Raw genomic sequence first — 25,725 nt, 5'->3', positions numbered from 1 at the left:
CATTTGGGTATGCATAGAAGATTAATCAATAGGATGACATAGATGGATTTGGCCAAGCTTTCGCGCATTAGTATGAAGCACTTGATCACTTTGCATGTGATGCTCGATACCCTGAGCGTGACCGCCAGCGCCGAACGTTTATGCCTTAGCCCCTCATCCGTCAGTAAAACCTTAAGCCAGCTTAGGGACAGTTTAAACGATGAACTGTTCTATCGTAACGGCAACTCACTGGTAGCAACGCCATTGGCAAGACGATTAGGCCCAAGCGTGCAGCAGATGATCAATGATATGAATCAGATCATGAGTCAGGATGCGTTTAATCCTGCCCATTTTGAGGGGCGTTTCTCGCTTGCGATGCGCGAAAGTACCTTTGAGCTACTGGCCGCTAAACTCAGCGCCCATATTTTGAGTTTGGCTCCTAATATTCATCTCGATATTTATAGCAAAGACAATATTGGTTTTGATGGACTCATCAAAGGCTCGTTAGATTTTGTGTTGTTACCCCATGATCTGAGTCAACCTAATCCTCTTCAAGACGATCTGGTGTGGGAAACCTTATTCAGCGATGAAATGGTCTGCCTGATGAATTCATCCCATCCCTTGGCAAAGCAGCGACACATCAGCTTTGATGATTACCTACGTTTTAGCCATATTGGCATTACGGACACAGATCTGAGCACGCCATATTTTGATATTTTGCTCGCCCAACAATCTAAAAAACGCGCCGTTCCTATTTCGGTCCCAGACTTTGGCAGTGCGGCGTTAATGTGTCATCACAGTGAGTTGCTCTTTACCTGCTCGCGCCGCTGGGCATCCATCGCTAGCCAAGCCAAAGGCTTAACGATTAAATCTTTACCCATAGAATATGGCAAAGTGGCTTACAGCCTCGTTTGGCATAAACAAAGCATGAAAGATCCCGCACTGCGCTGGCTTTATGAGCAAATTTTGCTTTGCAGTCGTTAAAGGTAGATGGACGGTAACACGAGATTGGTTACGCCTCGCTTTGCAAGCGTTGCGGCTAAGCGTTCAATATCGGCTTGTTTACAGCTTGGCCAATTGAGTGCTTCATCGACAACACCATGATGGTGAAAGGCATTTAACTTAACTCGCGTATCTGGGCCTAGCAGAAGTAAATAGGTCGCTAGTGCGTCTATTTCGTCCTCGTAATCCGTGATGCTCGGAATGTGCAGCAATCTCACCTCATACAGTTTTTGCTGCTGCGCCAATAGCTGAATGGATTTGAATACCGCATGGTTATCTCGCCCGGTAATATACCTATGGGTATCTTGCTGCCATGCTTTAAGATCCACCATAGCGCCATCTAAAAACGGCAGTAGTTTATGCCAACCGGTTAGACTCAAACTGCCATTGGTGTCGAGCATGCACGTTAAGTGTGATAACGGCTTTGAGGCCTTAATAGCTTGAAACAGCGCAATAATAAATGGCAGTTGCAGACTCGCTTCGCCGCCACTCACGGTAATACCATTAATAAAGTGACGCTGACTATGGAGAATCGTCAGTATCTCCTCAACGGTGTAACGACTGACCTTAGGGCTCGCTTGTTTCGGGCACACGGCAAGACAAGTATCACATTGGCTACAACGCTCATTATCCCAGCGAATGCGAGGCTTGTTATTGAGGTTTATCAAGGTCAGTGCCTTGTCAGGGCAGGTGGCGACACAATCGCCACAGGCATCGCATAAACCTATGGTATGTGGGTTATGGCAGTTTTTGCATTGATAGTTGCAGCCCTGCAGGAATAACACTAGCCTGCTGCCAGGCCCGTCGACGCAAGAAAAGGGCAACAGCTGAGTGACTATTGCCTGTTTATTTATGGCTGGCTTATTTAACGACACTGGGGGAATGCTCATGGGCAATAACGCGTGCTTGGCGTTGCAATATTCCCGTATTGACCGCAGCTTCTGCGGCTAAGCCTGTGGTATTGAGACGCGAGCCGCACTGTTTAAACGCTTCAATATCTGAGCGTTTTACCATATAGCCAGTCACGCGCATTAAATCGTTAGAGGCGACATTGGCGGTAAACTCCCTAAAACCTAACTCAAGCGCGGCTTTACACAGTTGCAACATGGCTTGAGGATTGGATTTTACGGTTTCATCGATAGTCAAAATATCGCTAATTCCCGCCGTATAATATTGATGATGTTGTGCTAGGGCTTGAATATGGGCGATGGGATTGGGTTCTGTGCCATAGGGGATGCGAACGCCAGGTGTCACATTTTTATCGAGACTAATACCGCCCTGTGAATGCAGCAGCGCTCGTCCATGGAAGCCATGCGCAACGGGTGTGGATTTCACTATGGCATCTTGCGCAGCAGAAATACGATAGCCCAGCTGATTTGCATCCATTTCGTGGCCATATCTCGCGTGTATTGCTGGCGTCACTTCTCCACTGGCTGTTAATGTTTGCAGAATATTTACCGCTTCTGCCATGCCGTAAATGCCAAACATGGGCGCAAAGCGCGATTCATCAATCAATTGTTCTTTAACTAAAAAGCTATCAAAGAAGTGCGATTCGTGATGTAAAAATGCCGAACGCGCGTCAATGAGTTCGAAGGTGAGTGAGCAGTAATTTGGCAAGACAGTATCAAAAAAATCGTTTATAGAATTTGCCTTTAACGCAACTTCTTTAAGATTGAGCCGAACCAAGGTATTGGCGCCGCCCGCTAACGGCAAGGCATTGTAGCAACTGACAATCCCAAAGCCGCGCTCATCAAACGCACTGGCATGCAGAGGATAATTGGCGATATGCGGCTTACTGCAGTGACAAATATTGGTGGTCGCAAGCAGCAACAAATCATCCGGCGTGACGGCGGAGTCGTACATAAAGGTCAAATTGGGGGCAACTTGTTTTAATTCGGCATCAATGCGCAGTAGGGTGCGACAAACAATGTTGTCAGTCGGGCCAATATTGACGTGCATAAAGGCATCAGGCAGGGTTCTGTCGAGCATGACCCAGAACAGTTTAAGTTTACGATAAAGGACTTCCGCATCCATTCCTTCGATGAAAGGCATTAATATTTCATCTAGCTGACCTAAATACACGGGGATATTGGTCACCGATGGCACATGATGATAAAGGATGGTCAAGGCATTGATGGCTTCATCTAAATCCTGCGCCGGTGAAAGCTCTAAATATTCTGAACCTTGCTTTAGATAGCGGGCATAATCTGGCAACACATAGCGTGGTTTAAATGGCGCATGGCCTTCAAACATGTCGCAAATAATACCATCATTCATCGCCGCTTTTACCTCAGTCGATATCGGCATGTAGGGCAAGCTCGCCTCAGCCTCTAACGCTAAGTAGTTGGATTTTTGCTTAGGTGAAAGCTGCGGGTTGGTGACGATTTGCACTAATTTATCTTGTAATAACATGGCGTAATATCCACAGGTTCTATGATGACCATTAATCTACTGGGCGACTCTGGCTTTAAAAAGTGAAAATAGCCGCAGCACTGATTGATGAAATGGAAATCCACCGACCGAGGTCACAATTTGTGGTTTCTTGCGATAACGCCACGATGTCAAAATCATTAGAATGTGGTTTTACGATTGAAAATAAATGCTTGAAACAGTGAGACGTGGCGCAGCTTGCCATATTTGGGGATAAAACGAAGAGAATAAAAGGTCAAAACTTATCGGGTGCGACGATTGAATAATTTAACACTTGAGGCGGTAAATGAACTCTGCTGTATTCCTTTATTGTGGGAGTACAGCAGAGTGAGCGGTGCAGATAAATTCAGCCGTGCTTAGAGCACTTTGGCGATCGATTGGGCTAAGTAATCGACGTTATCTTCACTGATCCCAGCAATACTGATGCGGCTCGAACCGACCATATAAATACTGAATTCTTTTTGTAGGCGCGCCACTTGCTCTGGATCCACCCCGAGGAAGGAGAACATGCCTTTTTGGCGGGCGATAAAGCTAAAGTCACGGTCTACGCCATTGGCTTTTAGTTTATCGACTAAAATGGCACGGTTACCATTGATGCGATCGCGCATTACTTTCAGCTCATCAAGCCATTCTTGTTTTAACTCCGCCGATCCTAAAATTGTCTCAACAATCGCGGCGCCGTGGGCAGGCGGCATAGAGTAGAGGCAGCGAACCACATAAAGCAACACAGATTGCGCGACATTGGCAGTATGGGCATCTTTGGCAATCACAGAGCAGGAACCGATACGCTCGCGGTACAGACCGAAATTTTTCGAGCATGAGCTGCAGAGGATCATATTATCGACCGCTGCCGCCATTTGACGCACGCCATAGGCATCGATATCAACGCCATCACCAAAACCTTGGTAGGCCATGTCAATCAGTGGCGTAAAGCCTTGCTCTTTTGTCAGGGCAACCACTTTATCCCATTGTTCTGTAGTTAAATCCATTCCGCTCGGGTTATGGCAACAGGCGTGGAACAACACCACATCATCTGGGCTGACTTGCGATAGTGCAGCAAGCATCTCATCAAATTTCAATGACTTGCTATCGTAGTCATAATACGGATAGGTTTTAACGGTAATGCCAGCCGCTTCGAATAAACCGACATGGTTTGCCCACGTTGGGTCGCTTACCCATAACACCGCATTCGGGTTGCAGCGTTTGATAAAGTCACCCGCCACGCGCAGCGCGCCTGTACCACCGGGTGTTGAAACAGTGCGGATACGGTTAGCGATAATGGCACTGTGGTCAGCACCAAAGGCTAATTCTGTCATTAAGGTGTTGAATTGTGGCGAGCCTGTTGGGCCGATATACACTTTGGTGGTTTCGGTATCGAGACGGAATTTCTCGGCTTTTTTCACGCAGCTGAGGATCGGGGTCACGCCGGTAGGGTCTTTATAAACGCCCACACCTAAATCCACTTTTTGTGGGTGGGTGTCTTCGCGGTACTGAGTCAACAAGCCAAGGATGGGATCTGCTGGCATTGCGATGAGTGAGTTAAACATAGCTCCATCTACCTTTCTGGTTATAGTGCAAACGTGATTGTTTGTATCAGATATGCGTTATTTATCGTTTGGAGCTTAGAATAGCGCGGAAAGGTAACGTATTTAAAGTGAAAACTGTGATAACACGCCAGTTAACTTGGCAAAAAAGCCTGCCAAAAATACGGCCAAATCATAAATTAACCGCTTAAATTTTGCGTTTTTGTTATTTTTACACTCTTCTCAGTAAATAATCCGACCAAAAAGCCATTTTTCTTGAAAAAACGGTTGAATCCTTAGCGACAATCGGTAATTTTATAACGACGAAGCACCAACAAGGCCCCAATCTCCTTTTATTTGTAATCTTAACTTGACGCTATGTAGCGTGAAGTTGCCATTTTGCGTATTCAGTCCGCGTGATCGTGATGATGACGCCCTATAGAGAAAGAAGATTTATTCATGAAGCAATTACGTCTTGAACCTGTTGTGCAAGTCCGCGGTGAGATCAATATTCCGGGCTCAAAAAGTATTTCAAATCGTGCCTTATTGTTGGCGACCTTAGCTCAAGGCACGACCACGCTCACCAATCTGCTCGACTCAGATGATATTCGTCACATGTTGGCTTCCCTCAAGCAGTTAGGGGTGAACTACCGTTTATCGCAAAATAATACTGTGTGTGAACTTGATGGCTTAGGCGGTGTGATTTCCTCAGTATCCGCGCAGGAATTGTTTTTAGGCAATGCAGGCACAGCAATGCGCCCCTTGTGCGCCGCCTTAACCTTAGGCCAAGGTGAATTTACCCTCACGGGCGAGCCACGCATGGAAGAGCGCCCGATTGGTGACTTAGTCGATGCCTTAAGGCAACTCGGTGCCAATGTCGTTTATCTTAAAAATGACGGTTTCCCTCCGCTGACGATTAATGCCACCGGTCTTAATGGCGGCGATGTTGAGATTGCGGGTGACTTATCAAGCCAATTTTTAACCGCCTTATTGATGGTGGCGCCGCTTGCCAAGGGTAGCGTGAATATCCATGTCAAAGGCGAGTTAGTCTCTAAACCCTATATCGACATCACCATCGCCTTGATGGCGCAGTTCGGCGTTAAAGTCATTAACCATGACTATGCCCGTTTTGAGATTGTTGCCGGCCAGCGTTATATGTCTCCGGGTAAAGTATTGGTCGAAGGTGATGCGTCATCGGCATCGTATTTCCTCGCCGCAGGGGCGATAAAGGGCGGCGAAGTCAAAGTCACCGGTGTGGGCCGTTTAAGTATTCAAGGCGATGTGAAATTTGCCGATGTGCTCGAAAAAATGGGCGCTGATATCGAGTGGGGCGATGACTATATTATTGCCCGTGGCTCTCAGTTAACGGCGGTTGATTTAGACATGAACCACATTCCCGATGCGGCCATGACCATTGCAACGGCCGCGTTATTTGCTAAAGGCACGACGGTTATTCGCAATATCTATAACTGGCGTATTAAAGAGACCGACCGCTTAGCGGCCATGGCGACGGAATTACGAAAAGTCGGCGCCGATGTTGAAGAGGGTAACGATTATATTAAAATCACCCCGCCTGCAGTGATTAACACCGCCGAAATTGATACCTACAATGATCATCGCATGGCTATGTGCTTTTCGATGCTGGCATTTGCCGATTGCGGTATTACCATCAATGATCCTGATTGCACTTCTAAAACATTCCCCGACTACTTTAAGCAGTTTGCGAGTCTGCAAGGCTAAGCCAATCTGATTCGTCATTGTGACAACAAGCGATGTCAAGAATAGTCAGCCGTATTTACGCGGCTGCTAATCTTCATAAAAAATCCACGGATTTTGTTTGTCTTTTGTTGTACAATGCTGCGCGCTCATTTTCGGGGGCTCACTTGATGAACTCACGGATGATGGTTATTTTTTGCGGAGGAATGTATGTCTGAACGGGCTCCTGTAGTCACAATCGACGGCCCAAGTGGTGCTGGCAAAGGTACAATTAGTCAATTATTGGCTCAGCATCTAGGTTGGCAACTACTTGATAGTGGTGCTATTTACCGAGTTCTCGCGCTCGCAGCAATTCATCATAACGTTGAACTGGAAAATGAAGAATCGATCACGCTGTTAGCGGCACATCTCGATGTGAAGTTTTTAACAGGCAATGATACCGATCCGGTTCAAGTGATATTGGAAGGTGAAGACGTCACCACCGACATTCGCACTCAAGAGTGCTCGAATGCCGCTTCAAAAGTCGCTGCATTTCCACGGGTGAGAGAAGCCTTATTACGTCGTCAACGGGCCTTTAAAACGGCGCCAGGATTAATTGCCGATGGTCGCGACATGGGAACTGTGGTTTTCCCAAGTGCGCCGGCAAAATTATATTTAACCGCCTCAGCTGAAGAGCGTGCCCAAAGACGCTATAATCAGTTGCAGGACAAGGGCTTCGATGTTAATATCGAGCGCCTTTTAAGTGAAATTATCGAACGTGATGACCGCGATATGAATCGTCCGGTGGCTCCTTTAGTCCCCGCCGAGGACGCGCTCATTATCGATACAAGCGGAAAGGGTATTGATGAAGTGTTAGCGCTTGCGCTTAACTTTATCAACCAAAAATTATCCGACACTAACTAAGTTAGCCCACCGGATAGGTATTCGTATTAAGGATGATACGGATAATTTGACTGACTCCACGTCTAGGACGGACAGTGGTTTAATAAAGAAAGTAACCTAAACATGACTGAATCTTTTGCTGATCTATTTGAACAATCCCTTCAAACTCTGGAATTCCGTCCAGGTTCTATCGTTCGTGGTACTGTTGTATCAATCAAAAACGGTATGGTACTGGTTGACGCGGGTCTGAAGTCTGAAAGCCCAATCCCAGCTGAACAATTCAAAAACGCTCAAGGTGTTTTAGAAATCGCTGTTGGTGATGAAGTTGACGTAGCTCTTGACTCTGTTGAAGACGGCTTCGGTGAGACTCAACTGTCTCGCGAAAAAGCGAAACGTCATGAAGCTTGGATCGTTCTGGAAAAAGCTTATGAAGATGCTGAAACTGTAATCGGTATCATCAATGGTAAAGTTAAAGGCGGTTTCACTGTTGAATTAAACGGTATCCGTGCCTTCTTACCAGGTTCTCTAGTTGACGTGCGCCCAGTTCGCGACACCGCTCACTTAGAGTACAAAGAATTAGAATTCAAAGTTATCAAGCTAGACCAGAAGCGTAACAACGTTGTTGTTTCTCGTCGTGCAGTTATCGAATCAGAAAGCAGCGCTGAGCGTGATGCACTGTTAGAAAACCTGCAAGAAGGTCAAGCAGTTAAGGGTATCGTTAAGAACCTGACTGACTACGGTGCATTCGTAGATTTAGGTGGTGTTGACGGTCTGCTACATATCACAGATATGGCGTGGAAACGTGTTAAACATCCATCAGAAATCGTCAATGTTGGCGATGAAATCAACGTTAAAGTACTGAAGTACGATCGTGAGCGCACTCGTGTATCTCTAGGTCTGAAACAACTTGGCGAAGATCCATGGTTAGAAATCAGCAAACGCTACCCAGAAAACACACGTTTAACTGGTCGCGTTACTAACCTAACTGACTACGGTTGCTTCGTAGAAATCGAAGAAGGCGTTGAAGGTCTGGTTCACGTTTCTGAAATGGATTGGACTAACAAGAACATTCACCCATCTAAAGTTGTTAACTTAGGTGATGAAGTTGAAGTTCTGGTTCTGGACATCGATGAAGAGCGTCGTCGTATTTCTCTAGGTCTGAAACAATGTAAGACCAATCCATGGGATGACTTCGCAACTCGTTACAACAAAGGCGACAAGGTTTCTGGTAAGATCAAGTCAATCACTGACTTCGGTATCTTTATCGGTCTTGACGGCGGTATCGATGGTCTAGTTCACCTGTCTGACATTTCTTGGAACGGTACTGGCGAAGACGCAGTTTCTGAATACAAGAAAGGCGATGAAATCCATGCAGTGGTTCTGTCTGTAGATCCAGAGCGTGAGCGCATCAGCTTAGGTGTTAAGCAAACTGAAGATGATCCATTCAACGCATACTTGGCTGACAAGAAGAAAGGTACTATCGTAAACGGTACTGTTTCTGCTGTTGATGCTAAAGGTGTGACTGTTGAACTGGCTGACACTGTTGAAGGTTACATCCGTGTAGCTGACATTTCACGTGAGCGTATCGAAGATGCATCTACTGTCTATAATGTAGGTGATGCAATCGAAGCTAAGTTCATGGGTGTTGACCGTAAGAACCGCTCTATCAGCCTGTCAATCAAAGCGAAAGACGAAGCTGAAGAGAAAGAAGTAATGGCGACTCTGAACAAACAAGATGACGCTGTTATTAGCAATGCAATGGCTGAAGCGTTTAAAGCAGCTCGTAAATAATCGCCTGTTGTTTGGGGAGACTTCTCTCCCCATTAGGCGACTGTGTTTGGCTTGATAATAGGGGATAGCTAGGATGACGAAATCTGAACTTATCGAAAAACTCGCCACCAGGCAGTCGCAGCTGTCGGCGAAAGAGGTTGAAGGCGCAATCAAAGAAATGTTGGAGCAAATGGCAACAACATTAGAAAGCGGTGATCGTATTGAGATCCGTGGCTTTGGTAGTTTCTCGCTTCACTATCGTGCACCGCGGACTGGCCGTAATCCAAAGACTGGTTCATCAGTCGATTTGGAAGGTAAATACGTCCCGCACTTTAAGCCAGGCAAAGAACTGCGCGAGCGTGTTGACGCCGTTAATGTGTGATTGACCGCATAGTCAAAAGCCTCCGTTAGGAGGCTTTTTTGTATCTATTGCAAGGCAATGCTGGTCAGCTCAGTAAATTTCTTGGATAATCATTAAATTGAAACGCGTTTAGGGAGTGCAGCGTGAAATCATTTGTAGCAACTGTGCTTGTGGCACTGTTATTTATTCTGGCGTTAATCTTTGGCGCGCGTAACGAACAAGTGGTGACCATCAGCTATTTTGTCGCACAGGGTGAATATCGTTTACCTGTTGTGCTAGCGGTCGTGTTTTTTGCTGGTTTCATCTTGAGCTGGTTAGTGGCAAGCTACTATATCGTGCGCTTGAAATTGAGCTTAGCGACAACGCAAAAGAAACTAAACCAAGTGATGGCTAAAGCCCCTCAGGATGTAGACGCCTAATATGCTTGAGATACTCTTTCTGTTGCTTCCCATTGCAGCCGCCTACGGTTGGTATATGGGGCGACGGAGCATAAGGCAGAATCAAAGCAATCAACGTAAACAATTGAGCCGAGACTACTTTACCGGCCTCAATTTCTTACTGTCGAACGAATCGGATAAAGCCGTTGATTTGTTTATCAGTATGCTAGATGTTGACGATGAAACCATAGATACCCATCTGTCACTCGGTTCGCTGTTCCGTAAGCGGGGCGAGGTCGACCGCTCTATTCGTATTCATCAAAATTTAATTGCGCGGCCAACATTGACCAATGAGCAGCGTGACATAGCTATGATGGAGCTGGGTAAAGATTATCTAGCAGCAGGTTTTTACGACAGAGCTGAAGAAATCTTTATTAACTTGGTAAGCCAAGACGATCACAGTGAAGAATCTGAAACACAGCTCATTGCTATCTATCAAGTGATTAAAGATTGGCAAAAAGCCATTGATATCACTAAGCGTTTGAGTCGTAAACGCCAGCAAGTATTAAAGCCGTTAACGGCGCATTTCTATTGCCAATTAGCCGATGAAGCCAGTGACGATGCGCAGAAGATTAAACTGCTGCAACAAGCATTGAAACAAGACCCGCAATGCGGTCGGGCTTTATTGACCCTGGCGAAAAAATTCCTCGATATTCAAGATTATACTCAGTGCAAGCAAATGCTGCTGCAACTGAAAAAAGCCGATATTGAGCTTTTTGCCGATGCAATCCCCACTGCTAAACAAGTGTATCGCGACACGCAAGATAAAGAAGGCTTCCAAGAGTTACTCGCAGGGGCCATGGCCGATGGCGCGGGTGCTTCTGTGGTGGTTGCCTTAGCGCAGCACATGATAAGTCTGGATGAGATTAAAGCGGCAGAGACCATGGTGCTCGACGCCCTATACCGCCATCCGACGATGAAAGGTTTTCAGCACTTGATGCAAATGCATTTGCGTCAAGCAGAAGAAGGGCAAGCCAAGCAGAGTTTAACTATGCTAGAGCAGCTCGTTGAGCAACAAATTAAATTCCGACCGAGCTACCGTTGTAAGGAGTGTGGTTTTCCTTCCCATGCGCTTTACTGGCATTGTCCTTCTTGCAAAAATTGGGGCAGTATCAAGCGGATCAGAGGCTTAGACGGCGAATAATTTATTAGAAGAAAACACTGTTTGTGTAACCCCGTTGGAGAGATGATGACGACTAAACCTATCCTCGTAGCGCTTGATTACGATAATAAAAACCACGCTTTACAACTGATAGACAAACTCGATCCCAACATATGCCGCCTTAAAGTCGGCAAAGAAATGTTTACCCTGTTTGGCCCGCAATTGGTGAAAGATATCCATGATCGTGGTTTTGATTTATTCCTCGATTTAAAATTTCACGATATTCCCAACACGGTCGCTAAAGCTGTGGCCGCAGCCGCAGAGCTTGGCGTTTGGATGACAAACGTGCATGCCAGTGGTGGTTTAGCCATGATGGAAGCGGCTAAAAAGGCCTTGCTGCCATACGGCGACAATGCGCCTATGCTGATCGCTGTGACGGTATTAACCTCGATGAGTGATGACGATCTTAAATTACTCGGCATCAATGTGCCTGCATTTGAACATGTTCAGCGTTTAGCTAAGCTGACCCAGCAAGCGGGACTTGATGGCGTGGTGTGTTCAGCCCAAGAAGCAACAGCGTTAAAATCGCTGTTAGGTCAGGATTTCAAGCTCGTGACGCCGGGGATCCGCCCAGTTGGTAGCGATGCTGGCGATCAACACCGGGTGATGACGCCACCTCAAGCGATAGCAGCGGGTTCAGATTACCTAGTGATTGGCCGTCCCATCACCAAAGCCGTCGATCCGTTAGCGGCATTGCAAGCGATTCACCAATCATTGGCATAAAATAATTAATCACACCCTGAGTGCATATCTCACAGTTCACGGAGAACGCCCATGTTTAATGCTACGATGTTTAACTATCAAGGTAAGAATGTTGTCGTTGTCGGTGGCACCAGTGGGATAAATCTCGCCATTGCCATTGCGTTCGCGCAGGCTGGCGCCAATGTCGCAGTCGCGAGCCGCAGTCAAAATAAAATCGATGCCGCGGTATTGCAGCTGCAACAGGTTAATTCTGACGGTATTCATTTAGGGGTGAGTTTTGATGTGCGCGATCTTAGCACCCTTGAAATCGGTTTTGATAAAATCGCTGCTGAGTTTGGTTTTATCGATGTACTAGTTAGCGGCGCGGCAGGTAATTTCCCCGCCAGCGCCGCAAAACTTTCGGCTAATGGTTTTAAGTCGGTGATGGACATTGATTTGCTCGGCAGTTTTCAAGTGCTAAAGCAGGCTTATCCTTTGCTGCGTCGACCTAATGGCAATATTATCCAGATTTCGGCGCCGCAGGCTTCGATCGCTATGCAAATGCAAGTGCATGTGTGTGCGGCAAAAGCGGGCGTGGATATGCTGACGCGGACCTTAGCCTTAGAGTGGGGTTGTGAAGGGCTGAGAGTTAATTCGATTATGCCAGGCCCTATAGCAAACACTGAAGGTTTTAATCGCCTTGCACCCAGCGCCGCATTACAGCAAAAGGTTGCCCAATCTGTTCCGTTAAAACGCAACGGCGCAGGTCAGGATATTGCTAATGCTGCGTTATTCTTAGGCTCTGAATTGGCGTCCTATATTACGGGAGTTGTGCTGCCGGTTGATGGCGGTTGGTCACTTGGCGGCGCCAGTATTGCGATGACAGAGCTTGGCGAACTGGCCGCGAAAATGTAGTTTGGTTTTAGATGTTTGATATTCAAAATCGAGAACTTTGATTTTATAGAAATTAAGTAGGTAATGATCCATGGCTAATGCATTACAAGAGCAGCTACTCAAAGCAGGGCTTGCCAGTAAACAAAAGGTTCGCGACGTTAAGACCCAAAAACGCCGTGACAAAAAATCACGAGTTGATGATGGCTCAAGTGCTTTTAAGCAAGAAGTGGCCGAGCAAAAACGGCTGCAGGCGGAAAAAGATAAAGCGCTAAATGAGCAACGTTTTGCAGAGGCATCAGAGCGTGGGCAGGTGCGTGGTTTAATCACTGAGTTCACTAAGTTTGCGATTAAGATCCCAACTTATGCCGAAGTGAAATTTAACTATACCCTTGATAATAAAATCTATTCTTTATACATAGATGAAAAACTGCAGGCAGAATTGCTCAAAGGGCAATTAGGCATAGTGCGTTACGAAGATAAGAGTTACTTGGTACCACATAAGTTAGCCGAGCGAGTGAAACTACTGGTGCCCCAGTGGTGTGGTTATCTGTGGCAACAGGATGAATCTAAAGCAGTGGTGGTTGAAGATGATCCCTATGCCGATTATGCGATCCCAGATGATTTAATGTGGTAATTGCCCTAAACCTGTGAGCTAACGCTGCGACAATCCTGTGGAAAAGCTTATAAAATAGAGACCCTTAAGTTCAAGCTTAAGGGTTTTTTTATGGGTTGGATTTATACTTGGCTCACTTACTTTCATATTATTCGCGGCTGTATTTGTAATGAGATTGTTTTCTACAGTGAACTGGTATAAATTAAAACAACTGTTTTAATCCTACGTTTAAGAGTCTACCAATGAACCCTTATCAAGCCCCGTTAACGGATATGCGTTTCCTACTGGAACAGGTATTTGATGCCTCTAACACTTGGGCACAATTGCCTGAGATTGCTGAAATGGTCGATATCGACACGGCCAATGCCATTCTTGAAGAAGCAGCCAAGATCAGCAGTGAGTTGATCCATCCGCTGAACCGGACGGGTGATGAGCAGGGCGTGTTACATCAAGATAATCAAGTGATTACCCCTGATGGCTACAAAGCCGTTTATGAACAGTATTCGCAGGGCGGTTGGATTGGTTTGTGTGGCGATCCGGAATTTGGTGGCATGGGCATGCCAAAGATGCTGGGGATCTTAGTCGACGAAATGGCTTACAGTGCCTGTAATGCGTTTACGCTTTATGGCTCGTTAACTGCGGGGGCGGCTTTATGTATCAATGCCCACGGCAGCGAAGCATTAAAACAAGCTTATTTGCCTAAGTTATATTCCGGCGAATGGGCGGGTGCTATGGATATGACAGAGCCGCAAGCGGGGTCTGATCTACGTAATATTCGCACCCGCGCCTTGCCGCAGGATGATGGTAGTTATGCCATCACGGGCAGCAAGATTTTTATCACGGGTGGCGATCACGATTTAACCGAAAACGTCATCCACTTAGTGCTTGCTAAGCTACCGGATAGCAAAGGGATTTCACTCTTCCTAGTGCCTAAAATATCGGTGAATGCCGATGGCAGCTTAGCTAATGCCAATGGTGTATCAGTCGGTTCTATCGAGCACAAGATGGGCCTTAAAGGTTCAGCAACGTGTGTGATGAACTTTGATAATGCCCAAGGTTTCTTGATTGGTGAGCCTAATCGCGGTCTCGTGTGCATGTTTACTATGATGAACTACGAGCGCTTAGCGATTGGTATTCAAGGACTTGGTAGTGCGCAGGCGGCATATCAGATGGCCGCCGATTATGCTAAAGAGCGTAATCAAGGCGTTGCCGCTGGCGGCTCGCCGACGGGCAGTGAATCTGATCCTATTATCGTCCACGGCGATGTGCGCCGTATGTTGTTGACCATTCGAGCGATGACAGAAGCGGGCCGTGCTTTGTCTGTGTTTACTGGGCAACAGCTGGATCTAGCAAAATATGCCCAAGATGAAGTTAAAGCCAAAGCCGCGCGTTATGTGGGTTTATTAACGCCAGTCGCTAAAGCCTTTTTAACCGATCGCGGTCTAGATGCGACGATCATGGCGCAGCAAGTCTTTGGTGGACATGGTTATATTCGTGAAACGGGTATTGAGCAATTAGTTCGTGATACCCGTATCGCACAGATTTATGAAGGCACCAATGGCATTCAAGCCATCGATTTCCTCGGCCGTAAAGTCACGGGCGATAATCTTGCCGCATTAAATGAATTTGTCGCTGACTTGAAAGCACAAATGCGCGCATTTACTCACGTGGATGCGGTGAAAGTGGCCGCAGTATGCGCACGTTTAGATGCATTAGTCATAGTCGCTGAGTCGATTAATGAGCACAAAGTCGCTCAACCTGCGCTTATCAATGCTTGCGCGGTCGACTTCTTAGATGCCTTTGGTTACACCCTGTATGGTTTCTACTGGTTGGCTATGGTCGATAAAGTCGCTGTTCATGAAGATAAAGCGTTCGCCGAGCAGAAAGCCTATTTAGCTAAGTTCTATTTTGATAAGTTACTGCCTAAAGCGGATTACCATATCGCTCAAGTCAGAGCCGGTGATGCGACCACTATGGCGATGCCTGCAGAGTTGTTTTAACAAGGCTGTGATAGATTCGTTTAAATAGAAACGAAATAAAAACGAGAAAAGCACTGATTATTCAGTGCTTTTTTGTTTTATATCATGCTATTTCAACTCGGCAGTATTTAATCTTGGACCGAGTGAGCAGCGGTACTAAGCGCTGCTGTGGTGGGGGATGGCACTTGCAGCACTGAAATCAATTGCTTGAGAAACTCGGCATTAAACGATGGTTTATGCTGATGTTTAAGCTCGGGACTCATGCCATTCTCAAGCACCACAAACAGGGTGTTACTGTGCTCAGGCAAACGGATAAACCCCGCTAAGTTAGACACGCCTTGCATCGAGCCTGTTTTAGCAAAAATTTGCTTTTTCAGCGGCGGCTTGTTGTAACCCATGCGATACCTTAAGGTGCCGCTTATTCCTGCTTGCGGCAGACTGGTTATTAACGGGCTAAAGCGGCTGTCCTTATGGATGAGTGCCAATACCGCCGCTAACTGCTGGGCATTGAGCAAGTTATAGCGTGACAGCCCTGAACCATCGACAATGTTAGCGTTACTCAGATCGACGCCTAACTCCGTTAAAATCCGCTGCATGGCTGCCGCGCCATTAGTAAAGCTACCTTGGGCATTGAAATAACTTTTGCCAAGCTGTTTAAACAGGCTATCAGCAATCAAATTATCCGACTTGAGCAGCATAGTATCGAGCAGCTCAGGTAAGGGCGCCGAGCTATGGCTGGCAATCAATTTCGCCTTTTTGGGCAAGCTAGTGCCGAGCTTAACTTTACCCGCCAGTGACATCTCACCTTTGAGCAGCGAGGTGAGGTTATCTTGGGCAAATTTGAACGGATCGCTGACCGCAATCGCCAGCCCAATGGCTTCACCGCCCGGATAACAACCACGTAGATGATAGTTGTTTTGGCCTAGTCGTACCAAATCGAGCTGGCAAAATTCACGAATCGCCTTGGGATCAAATACCGCATCGCTGCTGACTTTTACCCCATAACTCCCCGTGCGCAGGCTCACCTGTGAAGGTTTGTTGGCCGTGCTGGGATTGAACTGACCATAGACGCAGTTTTGATTGATAATGTAACTCGACACAGGCGCGGCAAAACAAATGCCTAAGTCATCCCAAACCCAACCAGGGGCTTGCATTTGCTCTTGTTTATCGCCGAGCAAATACAGATGTCCATCGATGCGATTAATGCCTTGTTTCACGAGACTGACAAAAATGGCCTTGAGATCGGCTTGGGTCAGCGTCGGATCGCCACTAAAACGCAGATAAGCGCTGCCGGCGATATGGCCCTTGCGTATTGGTGCGTCCGTCCATAATTCAGTGATATAACGAAAATCAGGCCCCAGCTGAGCCATGGCACTCACAGCTGTAAGTAGCTTTTGCGTGCTGGCAGGAATAAACAGCGTCTCAGCCTGTTGACTAAAGATCACTTGATTGCTCGACATGTCCATCGCCAGTAGCGCAATTTGCGAGTGCCGAGGGCTGATTTTGCTGACCGCTTGGCTGAGCGAAATGGTTTGGGACTGTATCGCTCCAGCGTCGATGTGTTCAGCGCGGGCGAGATTGTGGCTCGCCGCTAGGAGAAGGCTGGCATACAGAGTGGTTTTCAGTAACGTTTCCATGTTAGCGATTGGCCATTTTTATTAAGAACATCATGGGCCTTCAGGTTAAAGTGAAACAATGCAGGGCTAATCTTCACTGCTGCCGTCATCCTTTTCCATCAAGCGATATAAACGTAGGGTAACAAACAATACCAGTCCGATAAACAGTGGCAGGATCAGTAATCCCAATTGGGCTTTAAAATGGAAAATACCCCAAGCAAACAGCAGTGTCAGCGCTAACGTCAGCAGAATTTTTTTGTTCATGGTTTTGGTCTTTTATCGTGTTGATTCAATCGCAAATATGCGTTTTAGTTTACGCTAAATCATTGGGTTCGGGGTAAACGAAATAGGTTTGAAGATTATTTTGTGATTTGACCGACATTTTTGCAGATATTCAGTAAAGCCAGCGACGGTTTGTATAGGCTCGTCGCGTTAAACATCACTTAATTCAGGGACTGTCAGGTTAATATAGAAGCGATAATATTCACACTTTTGCATTGCCCTTAACATGATAGTTGTACCGAAAAATCAGCCCTTAAATGTGGTTGTAATCCTAGCCTAAAAGACATGATTTTTAGCTAAATAGTGGCGCTACAGCGGGATTACATCGCGTGAGGTCAAATTACCAGCAAAACCGCGAGCTTTAACAGAGCTTTTGGGAGAAAAGTCTTGCCGAGACGAGGTGAAGTCGGTAATTTCTACCCCTTACGATTTTAGGTTCTTAGGTAACAACTAAACCATGCCACATATTAGTATGCGCGGCTTACCACAAGCGGTCGTTGCAGCGTTCAGCCAAACATTACTGCAGTCATTGGCGGATATATGTAAAGGTAATGCAGAGAGTTTCACGTTAGATTGGATCCCAAGCATCAGTTTTCGAAATGGAAAAATTGATCAACGCTTCGTCCAAGTTGAGTTACTCTGGTTCCCTAAGGACCCTGATATCCATCTTAAAGTAGAACAAACGATCAGGCAGGCAGTGACAGAGGCCTATCCAGAGTTAACACATATTGCTGTGATGTTTTTATCACTGAACCCCAGTGCTTCCTATCGGGGTGGTCAGCATGATTAAAGGAGGATGCCTTGCTAGATAAGCTTGGTGGAATAGCCGTTCAACCCGAGGCTTTAACGTGGTTGCTCACGCCATGCCGTTTCAAGGCAGAATTACTCGCTCGTATCGCGAGCGCCAAGCACAGTATTTATATTGCGGCGCTGTATTTAGAAGATGACGAAGCTGGCCGTGAAGTATTACAAGCCCTGATGGATGCCAAAGCGGCAAATCCAGCGCTTGATGTTAAAGTATTAGTGGACTTTCACCGCGCAAGACGCGGCTTGATTGGCCATAAAGGCGATAGCGGTAACTATTTAATGTACCGCAAAGTGATGGCTGAAGCCGAACATCCTATCGATATCTTAGGTGTACCCGTCAAATCCCGTGAATTTATGGGTGTGTTGCACCTTAAGGGATTTATTATCGATGATGCGGTGATCTATAGCGGTGCTAGTCTCAATAATATCTATTTGCAACAACACGATAAGTACCGTTTCGATCGTTATCACTTGATTGAGTCAGCCGAATTAGCGCGCAGTATGCGCGCGATGATCCAGAAAAACATCATTGCTGATCCAGCAGTGTGTTCATTAACGCAAGATGCTGAGCAAGAAGTGCTACCACCAAAGACGGATATGCGTAGCTTTAAGCTGAGACTGTCTGACGCTGAGTATCAGTTTAAGGAGACCCGTGATGGCAATCGTATCACGCCGTTACTTGGGCTAGGACGCAAGAAAAACTTGCTCAATAAAGTGGTTGTCGCCTTGGTGGAAGAGTCAAAAGACTCGCTGTTTATCTGCACGCCCTATTTTAATCCGCCATACATTTTGGTGCGTGCTTTAGCTAAGCATTTACGCAATGGCAAACGCATTGATATCGTGGTGGGTGACAAGACGGCTAACGATTTTTATATTCCGCCTGAGCAGGATTTCTCCACCATTGGTGCTTTGCCCTATATGTATGAGCAATCATTGCGTAAGTTTGCTAAACGCCAACAGTGGGCGATTGATAATGGTCAGCTGAATATCCATCTGTGGAAACACGGCATCAACAGTTATCACCTTAAGGGCATCAGTGCTGACGGCAATAAGCATTTGATTACAGGTTCGAATTTGAATCCAAGAGCTTGGGCGCTGGATCTTGAGAATGGTTTGTTGATCCAAGATGAAATTGGTTGCTGGAAAGCTCAGTTTGAAGCCGAGCAGGCGCATATTCTTGAGCACACACAGCGGTTATATCACTATAGTCAAGTGGATACCTTGCAGAGTTATCCTGCGCCAGTGAAGAAGATCATGACCCGAATTCGTCGCCTTAAAGCCGATTTCTTACTGCGCCGTATTCTGTAACGCTGGTTTGTAACGCAACGAACTTGCCATTATTTCGATTTAAGTACAGTTTGTTAGCAATTACAAAGCCCACCTAGTCGTGGGCTTTTTTTTAATTACGACAATAGCATTCGATTAAATCTGTGGCATTAAATTCTGGTGAGTATCATTTTGATCTCTGGCGTAATACAAAGACAGAATCACTAAAACTACCATTACAGCACTCAATAAACCTATGCTCAACTGGCCGCCCATAGGCACTAAAGACATAGTCAATGCGGCAAGTCCGGCACCAAAATTTTGTAATCCCCCCAGTAATGCCCCCGCAATCCCCGCCTGACGTGGAAATGGCTCTAACGCAGCAGATGTTAGGGTAGGGAACAGCATGCCTGCGCCACTGAAGAATAAAATTGATCCAATAAGTAAGCTCCAGTCAACCACTAAATTAAAAAGACCGGGGATCAACATAAATAATGCGCCAGCACCGAGTAACGCAACACCTTGGTAAACAACTCTTTGCGGCTTATTTTGTCGACCAGCAATAAGTGCGCCAAATAAATAGCCAGGGATAGGTGCCACAAAATAGCAACTGACCATGAAGGGCGTTAGTGCAAGATATTGACCATAGAGTACGCCTGCAATCGCTTCAAATGCCGCAATACCCGCAAAGGTCGCTATCAAAGAAAACAAGTAAGCGCGAAATGCTCTATGGCGCAGGACATGCCGATAGGATGCGATAACGGCTTGATGTTCTCGCTTCGCCTTAGGTAATGACTCTTTAAAGAGGAATATTAACAATAGCCAGACCGCGACACCGAATCCCGCTAATACCCAGTATACGGCTTGCCAGCCGAAATAGTCTGCAGTGGCGCTGCCGATAAATGGTGCAAGCAAAGGTAAAAACACCACAGCCATAGAGACATAGCTATTAAATTTTACCAGTCGGTCGCCAAAGTAATGATCGCGGGGAATGCTCCGGCATAATGCGCCTGCGCTGGCGGTGCCTAATCCTTGGATAAGACTTGCCATTATCAGTTGGTTAAAACTTGTGGCGTTAGCCGCGAACACAGCGCCTAGAACGAAAATTGCGATACCCACGATGAGTGGCATTTTACGGCCAACGCGGTCTGACACTGGGCCATACACAAATTGAAACATCCCGTAGGAGAGTAAGTAACAGGCCATCACGGCTTGTAGTTGGCTGGCGTCCACATGGAGCCCGAGTGCGATTTGCGGAAGGGCAGGCACAAAAATCGTCTGCGCCATTTGGCCGCAGGCGACCATAAAGACAATCATTAACAGTAAACTAGACTGACTCGCCGCTGGAGCGATATCGTGATGAATAGGAGAGTGTGGCATGCCTGACATGATAGTTCCGAAAAAGGTCACTTAAGGTATTTGCGCGCATCTTACTCCCTAAAAGCGTAACTTCAAGTATCAATCATATTGATTTAACGAAATAAATTTTAATGCGATGCATAAGTTTTTCTCTTCATTTTTAGCTGTAAAGCTAAACTTACGTAGGGTTATTCATCTGTTAACTAGGTCGAGTAATTGCAAATGAATTAATACTCAGATTAACCCCGCACCGCCTATTTTCTTACATGGGAGTTTGCTTAAAAATAGTGGCTATTAAGAGATTGGAGGTAAGCAAGTGGATAAGGTGCCTAATGTAAGGAAGTCACGCTAAAAATATATCGGTAAGAAACAAATAAATAGGAGATAGCGAATCGGGCTATCCCCTTATTTCCCTTAATGCTAGATAGTCGCTACCAGCAAGATGCTATTTTTGTAATTTCTCTATGCCAGTTAAAATCTGATACCCCACAGTCACCCGAGGCGGTACAGGATAATTTTTATTGCTTAACAATACTATGCCAAGCTTTTGTGCGGGAATAAATGCTGCATAAGCGGCAAAACCACCGGTTGAGCCGGTTTTATTGATCCACACATTTTGCTGCGGCGCGAGGGGCGGCACTATGGGTTTAACGGGTGTGCTGCCAAACACGACTTCCTGAGTATGCCCCATAAGTATTTTATCAAGATCAATAGGATAAGAGTAATGCTCCCAAATCATATCCTGAGTCATCATGCCCACATCAAAGTATCCCGTGTGGGTCTCATCGAGTGCCGTTTGCAGTGGCTTAGCAAGCTCGTGCATTTGCATATTGGCCTCCACAAAATGCAGCAGATCCGTGGCTGTGGTTTTTACGCCATAGGCTTCATCGGCTAATACGCCGGGATTGACCCGCACTGGCATGTCTTGCTTATTGTAGCCTTGGGCATAATCAGCCATTTTGCTGCTCGGAACCTGGATATAGCTGCTGGTCATACCTAATTGTGGAAATAGCGTTTGCTCAAGAGCTTGTTGAAACGTTTGATCTAAACTCTGTGCGGCAATCATGCCGAGCAGGCCAATGCTAGGATTGGCGTAATTCCTGTGCGTCCCTGCGGCAAATGACGGTTGCCAATGCTTAAGATAATCCATTAATTCCGCGTTATTCGTGACCTTGTCGGGCACTTGCATCGGCAGATCTCCCGCAGTGTGAGTCGCTAAATTAATGAGACTAATCTCGTCAAAATGGCTGCCTTTTAATGCAGGAACATAATCACTGGTCATATCCGTGAGTGATAACTTGCCTTCGATTTGTGCGTAGTTCGCCAGTGTCGCGGTAAAGGTTTTACTGATAGAGCCAATCTCGAACAGAGTATGTTCAGTCACACTTTGCCCTGTGGTTTTAGAACTGACGCCATATTGGTAAAAATACTGTTTACCATCAAGGGTAATACCAATCACAGCGCCGGGAATGCCGTATTCGGCCATCAGAGGTTTGACTGCGGCATCTACAATTGACTGGATGTCTGTGGTATGAACTGTTTGTGCTGCTGCGATATTGGAAAATAGCGTTGCAGTGAGCAGTACGCCGCTTAATAACGGCATGGAAGCGAGCAGGGGATGTCGTTGCATAATAGGCCTTTCATCGAAATTGCATTTATAGAGTCGAGATTGAACTCGATATTACGGCAATTCCCCATAAAGTTAAGCCCTTACTGATATTTAGCAATATTTTCCCTCTGAAGGTAACTAAAGTGTTAACTTCGCTAACCCTGTGTTAAAAGCGATGTGATGACATTGAGTTTGGCATTACAGCTGTTGCGCCCTTTACGGCCAAGGGATAAACTGCGCCACCGCGAGAGGAAAGTGCTGAATAACTTAGCTGCAATCCCTAATAAGTTTGAAAGAGAATCGGTTTTATGGCTTTAGCCCCACATGCAGTGCACCATTTATATCAGTACCGTAAGTCTCTATCGACTAAGCCCTTTGGTGCCCGTGGTAAAAAACTGATCCGCTGTCCATTATGTCTTTTAGGTGAGCAGTTCTGTACCTGCGCGTTGCGCCGTCAGTTACAGACTCAAGCGAGTTTTCTGCTGATCATGTACAACGATGAAGTGCTAAAACCAACTAACAGTGGGCGCTTGATTGCGGATCTTATCCCAGATACACACGCCTATATTTGGTCGCGCACTGAACCTGAAGCGGCATTACTTACCTTACTCAATTCGCCGCAATATCAACCCTATTTAGTGTTTCCTGCCCAATATGCGGAGCAAGGACAAACGGTACTAAATCAGGTACCGATGTCGATGTTAGCCGAAGGCAAACGGCCGTTGTTAATCATGCTCGATGGCAGTTGGCGTGAAGCGATTAAAATGTTCCGTAAGAGTCCATACTTGCATTCTTTGCCACTGCTTTCCTTTGACCCCGACACGCTGGCAACCTATGCATTGCGTAAAGGCAGCCATGACTTTCAACTTGGCACCGCCGAGGTGGCATCATTAGCTTTAGGGGCGATTGGCGAAGCGGCTAATGGCAAAGCCTTAAGTACTTGGTTTGATTTGTTTGTTGAATCTTCCTTACTGGGTCGTAATCGCCGTTGCCGTGAAGACCTTCTGCCAATTACAGATTTTACCGATGCCTTTGAACTAGCTTTTGAACAGGCCAATAACGGCAAGCGTTAATTCATCTTCGAAATGAATGTGTATTTAAAGTATTTAAGTCAGCTATTATCTTAAATAAAAAAACTCCCCTCAGGTAAGGGGAGTTTATATAAGCGTATATATTTTTTGGCAATAACGTTTTATTTACGCTTCGACCAATGCCGATATATCCACAGAAAACGACTTATACAGCGACTTCTTTACCATCTAATTTGCGAATAACCACAGTGGCGGCGCGAGGGCGTAATGTGACTCCAGTTGGCGTTTGTTCTGCGGCATTGGACGAATAAGGCCAGTTACCGGGATGCTGAATGTTAGCAAATACCGAAGTGTAATCAGGGCTAATGGCAAAACCTGTCACTTCACAGTCGTTGGGGCCGACAAAGAAACGCTTTAATTCCATTTGATTATCGGCGGTTACGCCTACTTGTTTCTCTTGGCCATCTACCAGTGTTGAAGGCACTATTGCGAGCATTTGATCGTTAGTTTCTTCGGCAACTTCCTTGGCGCCGTTGTCGGTTTGAACCCACAAGATACCGCGTTTATCAAAGGCTAAACCATCTGGGCTGGCAAATTGATTGAGGTCGGTTAAGCCTGACAAGTTGGTCTCAGCATTGCCATCGCTGGGAGAGCCAAAAACAAAAATATCCCATGTAAATTCAGTCGCTTTGTCGCCTTCATCCCAACGGATAATATGGCCGAAATAGTTTTTCAATCTTGGGTTGGCAGGATTCGCTTCGGTACGTTTTGAGTTGTTGGTCAGGGTCAAATAAGCAGAGCCAGTGAACGGATCGACCGCGCACCACTCAGGTCGGTCCATAGGTGTTGCGCCGACTAAATCCGCTGCGCCCGCGGTGTTTAAAATAATCTCGGCCAAAGTTGCGAAGCTATCGCCTAGGGTTTTGCCGTCTGTGGTTTGGCTATCTAACGTCAAAGGTAACCAAATACCGCCACCATTTTCATTGAATTTAGCCGCGTATAAAGTACCTTCATTCATGTACTTATCGCCTGTTTGCAGGCGGTTGCTGCTGTCAGCATCCTTTGCATCCCAGGCCGCATTTGAAACAAATTTATAGAGGTATTCGAATTGCGAATCGTGGCCAGAATAGAACACGACTGGCTTGCCTTCGGTTAATTTACCAAAGGTACAACCCTCATGGCGGAAACGACCAAGGGCGGTACGTTTTACCGCGCGAGATGTGACATTGTACGGGTCAATTTCGACAATATAACCGTGGCCGTTTGCTTCATTACGGTAGTCATCCTGCGCACTTGCGCCCTTTGGCGTGACATCAAAACGGGCAAATTCATCGAGGCGTTCTTCATCATGACCCGCAAGATCGTCCCAACCATAACGAGTGCTGGTTTTACTGATCCCGATGCGACTCTGATCGGCGGTTAAGCTAGCACGGTTAGCAAAATAACCAGGCCAATTTTCTTCACAGGTCAGGTAAGTGCCCCAAGGCGTGTAGCCATTGCCGCAGTTATTTAAGGTGCCACGTGCTTGGCTGCCATCGGGAGAGTAGCGGGTTTCGAGTAGCGAAGAGTAGGCCAGAGGACCGCTGATATCCATCACAGTCGCGCCAGTGAATCGACGGTTATGACCATCATTACTGACGACTTCCCATTGATTATTCACCAGTTTTATACGTACAACCGATACGCCGTGGGCGTTAATTTCTTTGCGTACTTCATCAATAATAGTGCGAAGACCAGAAGTGGGGTCAAACGTCTGGCCCGTAGGATGCAAAGCATCTTCGTCAATGTATTCGTGGTTAATGCAGAGTAGGCCGTCATCACCCGCATCGTTTAATGGGAAGAAGTGCATACCATCGTGGTGCATACCCACTGAGTTGGCTTGGTCATCGGCCGTGTTACTGCCATCACTTTTCCAAGGCGCCGCTTTTGCATTTAATGGCGTGCCCCAAGGTGCTAACACCTGCGCTGTGTAACCTTCTGGTACGACAACTGCATCTAATCGAGAACCCTTAACCGATGTAAAGTTAAGCTTGGCGCTACTTTTAGTCGGTGGCACTGGTGTGACTGGAGCGACTGGTGTAGGAATAGCTTCATTGTCTGAACCACAAGCTGTTAAGCCAACACTGGCAAAAGCAGTCATAGCGCTGAGGCCTAGACCACTTTTTACGAAATTACGGCGAGATAAATGCTTATCCAACACTTGATTAAAGGGTTCATTATTACTTTTATTATAAAGTGTAGGATCAAAGGTGGCCTTACTCATATTTTACTCCGGCTAGTACGATGAATTAAATTTCGTGCCTAAGGCTAAAGTACCAATATGACA

The 25,725-nt window shown here is 46.3% G+C and carries 22 protein-coding genes; 14 read left to right on the top strand and 8 right to left on the bottom strand.

Features of this window, described 5'->3' with window-relative positions:
• Window positions 1-42 precede the first annotated feature (42 nt).
• Complete coding sequence (locus AYJ58_RS13945; RefSeq protein WP_106650577.1) at window positions 43-963, top strand: LysR family transcriptional regulator; 921 nt, start codon at window positions 43-45, stop codon at window positions 961-963.
• On the opposite strand, the gene AYJ58_RS13940 is transcribed toward AYJ58_RS13945, so the two are convergent.
• The 3 genes from AYJ58_RS13940 to AYJ58_RS13930 form a co-directional block, all read right to left on the bottom strand.
• Window positions 960-1,871, bottom strand: a complete 912-nt coding sequence (locus tag AYJ58_RS13940) for a YjjW family glycine radical enzyme activase (RefSeq protein WP_198555466.1) — start codon at window positions 1,869-1,871, stop codon at window positions 960-962. The two genes, AYJ58_RS13945 and AYJ58_RS13940, sit on opposite strands and share 4 nt — an antisense overlap.
• Complete coding sequence (locus tag AYJ58_RS13935; RefSeq protein ID WP_106650576.1) at window positions 1,843-3,393, bottom strand: YjjI family glycine radical enzyme; 1,551 nt, start codon at window positions 3,391-3,393, stop codon at window positions 1,843-1,845. The genes AYJ58_RS13940 and AYJ58_RS13935 overlap by 29 nt, the downstream gene beginning before the upstream one ends.
• A gap of 374 nt (window positions 3,394-3,767) precedes the next feature.
• Window positions 3,768-4,958 carry an amino acid aminotransferase gene (locus AYJ58_RS13930; RefSeq protein ID WP_106650575.1) on the bottom strand — a complete coding sequence of 397 codons (1,191 nt, stop codon included), beginning with the start codon at window positions 4,956-4,958 and terminating at the stop codon, window positions 3,768-3,770.
• 435 nt (window positions 4,959-5,393) lie between these two features.
• On the opposite strand from AYJ58_RS13930, the gene aroA reads away from it, so the two are divergent.
• From aroA to AYJ58_RS13880, 10 genes are all read left to right on the top strand, one after another.
• Window positions 5,394-6,674 carry a 3-phosphoshikimate 1-carboxyvinyltransferase gene (gene aroA, locus AYJ58_RS13925; RefSeq protein ID WP_106650574.1) on the top strand — a complete coding sequence of 427 codons (1,281 nt, stop codon included), beginning with the start codon at window positions 5,394-5,396 and terminating at the stop codon, window positions 6,672-6,674.
• Window positions 6,675-6,860: 186 nt separating this feature from the next.
• On the top strand, window positions 6,861-7,553 hold the full coding sequence (gene cmk / locus AYJ58_RS13920; RefSeq protein ID WP_006081720.1) for a (d)CMP kinase: 693 nt from the start codon (window positions 6,861-6,863) through the stop codon (window positions 7,551-7,553).
• A 102-nt stretch (window positions 7,554-7,655) separates the two neighbouring features.
• Window positions 7,656-9,323, top strand: a complete 1,668-nt coding sequence (gene rpsA / locus AYJ58_RS13915) for a 30S ribosomal protein S1 (protein WP_006081719.1) — start codon at window positions 7,656-7,658, stop codon at window positions 9,321-9,323.
• Window positions 9,324-9,396: 73 nt separating this feature from the next.
• A complete protein-coding gene (ihfB, locus tag AYJ58_RS13910) occupies window positions 9,397-9,684 on the top strand; it encodes an integration host factor subunit beta (RefSeq protein WP_006081718.1) in 288 nt (95 codons plus the stop codon).
• 122 nt (window positions 9,685-9,806) lie between these two features.
• On the top strand, window positions 9,807-10,082 hold the full coding sequence (locus AYJ58_RS13905; RefSeq protein ID WP_106650573.1) for a LapA family protein: 276 nt from the start codon (window positions 9,807-9,809) through the stop codon (window positions 10,080-10,082).
• A gap of 1 nt (window position 10,083) precedes the next feature.
• Entirely contained in the window at window positions 10,084-11,244 is a 1,161-nt protein-coding gene (lapB, locus tag AYJ58_RS13900; protein WP_106650572.1) for a lipopolysaccharide assembly protein LapB, read from the top strand.
• Window positions 11,245-11,289: 45 nt separating this feature from the next.
• Window positions 11,290-11,985, top strand: coding sequence for an orotidine-5'-phosphate decarboxylase (gene pyrF, locus AYJ58_RS13895; RefSeq protein ID WP_106650571.1), 696 nt, complete (start codon window positions 11,290-11,292; stop codon window positions 11,983-11,985).
• A 51-nt stretch (window positions 11,986-12,036) separates the two neighbouring features.
• On the top strand, window positions 12,037-12,858 hold the full coding sequence (locus tag AYJ58_RS13890; RefSeq protein ID WP_106650570.1) for an SDR family oxidoreductase: 822 nt from the start codon (window positions 12,037-12,039) through the stop codon (window positions 12,856-12,858).
• Window positions 12,859-12,928: 70 nt separating this feature from the next.
• Window positions 12,929-13,471: a DUF2058 domain-containing protein gene (locus AYJ58_RS13885; protein WP_106650569.1), complete on the top strand. Its 543-nt coding sequence runs from the start codon at window positions 12,929-12,931 to the stop codon at window positions 13,469-13,471.
• A 221-nt stretch (window positions 13,472-13,692) separates the two neighbouring features.
• Window positions 13,693-15,450: an acyl-CoA dehydrogenase family protein gene (locus AYJ58_RS13880; RefSeq protein WP_106650568.1), complete on the top strand. Its 1,758-nt coding sequence runs from the start codon at window positions 13,693-13,695 to the stop codon at window positions 15,448-15,450.
• 107 nt (window positions 15,451-15,557) lie between these two features.
• Here the strand turns inward: AYJ58_RS13880 and dacB are convergent, their stop codons facing one another.
• Together dacB and AYJ58_RS13870 are read right to left on the bottom strand one after the other, a co-directional pair.
• Window positions 15,558-17,066 (bottom strand): D-alanyl-D-alanine carboxypeptidase/D-alanyl-D-alanine endopeptidase, encoded by a 1,509-nt coding sequence (gene dacB / locus AYJ58_RS13875; protein WP_106650567.1) that lies wholly within the window; start codon window positions 17,064-17,066, stop codon window positions 15,558-15,560.
• A 66-nt stretch (window positions 17,067-17,132) separates the two neighbouring features.
• Entirely contained in the window at window positions 17,133-17,309 is a 177-nt protein-coding gene (locus AYJ58_RS13870; RefSeq protein WP_006086754.1) for a hypothetical protein, read from the bottom strand.
• Between the two features lie 475 nt (window positions 17,310-17,784).
• On the opposite strand from AYJ58_RS13870, the gene AYJ58_RS13865 reads away from it, so the two are divergent.
• Entirely contained in the window at window positions 17,785-18,117 is a 333-nt protein-coding gene (locus AYJ58_RS13865; protein WP_006081709.1) for a DUF1904 domain-containing protein, read from the top strand.
• An 11-nt stretch (window positions 18,118-18,128) separates the two neighbouring features.
• The gene (gene pssA / locus AYJ58_RS13860) at window positions 18,129-19,442 is read left to right on the top strand and encodes a CDP-diacylglycerol--serine O-phosphatidyltransferase (protein WP_106650566.1); all 1,314 of its coding nucleotides are present in this window, start codon (window positions 18,129-18,131) and stop codon (window positions 19,440-19,442) included.
• A gap of 114 nt (window positions 19,443-19,556) precedes the next feature.
• On the opposite strand, the gene emrD is transcribed toward pssA, so the two are convergent.
• Window positions 19,557-20,789 (bottom strand): multidrug efflux MFS transporter EmrD, encoded by a 1,233-nt coding sequence (gene emrD / locus AYJ58_RS13855; protein WP_106650565.1) that lies wholly within the window; start codon window positions 20,787-20,789, stop codon window positions 19,557-19,559.
• 415 nt (window positions 20,790-21,204) lie between these two features.
• Complete coding sequence (gene ampC / locus AYJ58_RS13850; RefSeq protein WP_106650564.1) at window positions 21,205-22,389, bottom strand: class C beta-lactamase; 1,185 nt, start codon at window positions 22,387-22,389, stop codon at window positions 21,205-21,207.
• Between the two features lie 287 nt (window positions 22,390-22,676).
• On the opposite strand from ampC, the gene AYJ58_RS13845 reads away from it, so the two are divergent.
• Entirely contained in the window at window positions 22,677-23,441 is a 765-nt protein-coding gene (locus AYJ58_RS13845; protein WP_106650563.1) for a tRNA-uridine aminocarboxypropyltransferase, read from the top strand.
• 163 nt (window positions 23,442-23,604) lie between these two features.
• Here the strand turns inward: AYJ58_RS13845 and AYJ58_RS13840 are convergent, their stop codons facing one another.
• Window positions 23,605-25,662, bottom strand: a complete 2,058-nt coding sequence (locus AYJ58_RS13840; protein ID WP_106650562.1) for a PhoX family protein — start codon at window positions 25,660-25,662, stop codon at window positions 23,605-23,607.
• Between the last annotated feature and the right edge of the window lie 63 nt (window positions 25,663-25,725).

Origin of the sequence: Shewanella sp. Pdp11, assembly GCF_002838165.1 — a bacterium.
Classification (GTDB): domain Bacteria; phylum Pseudomonadota; class Gammaproteobacteria; order Enterobacterales; family Shewanellaceae; genus Shewanella; species Shewanella hafniensis.
The sequence above is the reverse complement of the archived record's forward strand: the minus strand, read 5'-3'. Positions and strand labels throughout refer to the sequence as shown.